The 2,712-nt window shown below is 34.1% G+C and carries 3 protein-coding genes; all 3 read left to right on the top strand.

Annotated features, from left to right (window positions below; all coding sequences use genetic code 11):
• On the top strand, positions 1 to 790 hold a 790-nt coding region (locus B6D18_RS12205; protein ID WP_144064000.1), incomplete at its 5' end, for a DUF2345 domain-containing protein.
• A gap of 9 nt (positions 791 to 799) precedes the next feature.
• A complete protein-coding gene (locus B6D18_RS12200) occupies positions 800 to 1,801 on the top strand; it encodes a hypothetical protein (RefSeq protein ID WP_086364687.1) in 1,002 nt (333 codons plus the stop codon).
• A gap of 143 nt (positions 1,802 to 1,944) precedes the next feature.
• The coding region (locus B6D18_RS12195; protein ID WP_144063999.1) for a hypothetical protein at positions 1,945 to 2,712 on the top strand (768 nt) is incomplete at its 3' end.

Raw genomic sequence — 2,712 nt, 5'->3', positions numbered from 1 at the left:
TGATATGCAAGCGGCTATTTCTCAGCTTGAAAATGCGCTATCGATTGCCAAAGCCTTACAAAATGCCGCAACCGAATCTGAAGCCCATGTGGCAGACACCGACAGTCAAGAGCAACTAAAAGCGACATTAACCCAGTTAGCCCAAAGTGGCATTCTTGCTTATGCACAAGAAGGTATTGCGTTGACCAGTCCGGAAAACATTCAACTGTCCACGTCGAACAGTGTATCGGTGACCAGTGAAAACCAAACTGACATCAATGCGTTAAAAAACATTACCATCTCATCAGGTGAATCCATCGGTCTATTTGCCCAACAATCAGGAATGAAAATCTTTGCTAATCAGGGTGATGTTGAGGTGCAGGCACAAAATGCCAACCTGAATATGGCCGCCAAGCAAGATATTAAAATAGACAGTGTCGATGGAAAGCTGACAGTTACCGCAAGTAAAGCGGTGACATTAATCTGTGGTGGTTCATACATCAAAATTAGCAGTGCTGGGATTGAACTGGGCACGGCCAATAATGTTTATATAAAAAGTAATGCATTGCAAAAAATGGGACCGAAAGCGATACAAATGGATCAGTTAGTATTACCTTATCTTATTGGCAATTATGCAATTAAATTCATATGTAAAGATGAAACAGGAAAAATTTATATTAATGAGCCGTATATTGCAACATTGCCAGATGGCCGTAAGGTAAAAGGTCAGACAGATAAAAATGGATATACAAAAGCATTTTATACACAAAATGAAAATGAATCAGTAACATTAGAATTTATTAGTAGGTAAGATAAAATTATGCCGAATAATACTAAAATAAGCGTAACACATGTAGCACAAACAAGTGAAATTAATAATGGTAATGTTGCCGTTAAAGAAATCACATTAAAAAATTTGCCCAAACCTTTATTTGTATTATTTGCATATGGAGGAAAAACCGGACGTCATGACTTCGAATTGGCCGCTGATTATAAAAAAAGACGATTACAAAAAAAATATCCAGAGGCCGAAATTCGAATTATAAAAGGGTTTAAGTATCCTTCTCATTTTAAAGAAGAATGGACTAAATTATATAATGAGTTAACCAATCCTGAAACAGCTAGTAAATATGCACTATGGCAAGTTCACTATTTTGGTCATGGGGGAAACGATTCGCTTAATTTAGAGCCAGAAGGTGGAATAAAAAATGCGAAAAATAAAATTTTTTTTAATAAGCAAGATAATATGGAGTGTTTACCTTGGCATCCATATGAGGGTATTTTTGTTTTGCACTCTTGCAGAGGCGGTGCTTATGAAGATAGTTTTGATGATAACATGATCAAAGAACAGATTTGTTTGGCTAAGAGAATTTCTGAGCGACAAGAAACCCGTTGTTTAGGGCAAACTATTTATGCCAATTATGCTATTGATCTATTTCAAATTACTAAACTTCCAATTATTAAACCTGATTTAATTGAATTAATAGTAACCGCAGGAGACGATGCCAAAAAATTTAGATATCGACCTTATCGCGCTTTTAATTATGTTTGTTCTGAGTACACCGATATTGATCGTGTTTTGTGGGGATATGCTCTATTAACCGGTGATACATACCGCAAAATGTCGAAGAATAAAAAAAACTATGAAGAAATGGAACGTGACTTAGGTGTTGAAAATCCTAGCTATCCTATTTATGAAGAAATAAAAAAATTGAGCTCTAAAGATCAAATACTTCCTTGTCGAGTATTTAATAGGGGAAAATTAGAAGAGCGCATTGTAGAAGTAGATGTTTTTAATCAAAATGATATGGAGTATATCTAATGAATAACTCTACCAAAATAACAAAGAAGATCCCCAAAAAATTGATAGCTATAGGTATTTTTTTCATTGTCAGTATTGTACTTTTTCATTTTTATAATTCAATAAATTTAGATAATAACTCAATTCAGCAGGACAATATAATTATGGACTACACTATTTACCCGTCAACCATTCCTGAAAACCAATTATTACGTATAAAAGAAGCTAAAGAACTATATAGCCGAGCATTCGACGATCAAATATTTTATACTGTCCAAGACCCTGATGAGTTAGTAAAATTTATCAAACATGCTTGGCAGTGGGATAAAAATGCAATGCCCTATTATTATGATCTTCTTCATTGGCATGACTTATATGATGAAAATGTTAGAGAAGACGGTTATATATCATTTACTGAATTTATGAAAAAATATCGCGATCAATTAGTTGATGACACTGGCAAACCGTTAGTTGAACCGGTGGTATTTAAAAATCGGGATATGAAGAGTTATTTATGGAATAAATTCGCTGATTTAAAATACCCAAAATTTGCTTACGAAAAAGGGGGGAAATTTAGTCCATGTAAAGGCAATAAAAATGAGGAATATCTTCCATGCACTGATGAACAATTAAAAGAGAGTATTAAATATTACAATTATGCTTTAGAAGGTGGTTATCACTGTTATGAGCATTTGACTGCACGAATGCTGTTTCAACAGGGCTATCATTATAAAAATAACGATTTTGAAAAAATTAATAAATTAACCGAATATCGTAAATCATTAACGCCAGAAGATTTAAAACTGGCAATTGATTATACCGAAATAATGGCTGAGCATAGCTCAATTATTGGTATATTAAGGGTCACTGAAGCCTATTTATATGGTTTAGGGCGTGAGCAAGATCTCGTAAAAGCCTATGCATGGACACTA

The sequence above is a fragment of the Gilliamella sp. A7 genome (genome assembly GCF_002142015.1).
GTDB classification, from domain to species: domain Bacteria; phylum Pseudomonadota; class Gammaproteobacteria; order Enterobacterales; family Orbaceae; genus Gilliamella; species Gilliamella apis_A.
Note: the sequence above shows the minus strand (reverse complement) of the source record. Positions and strands in the feature narration are given on the sequence as shown.

Bases quoted from the DNA above. Each gene is read 5' to 3' on its own strand.
- B6D18_RS12200 (WP_086364687.1), top strand. From the start codon at position 800: ATGCCGAATAATACTAAAATAAGCGTAACACATGTAGCACAAACAAGT.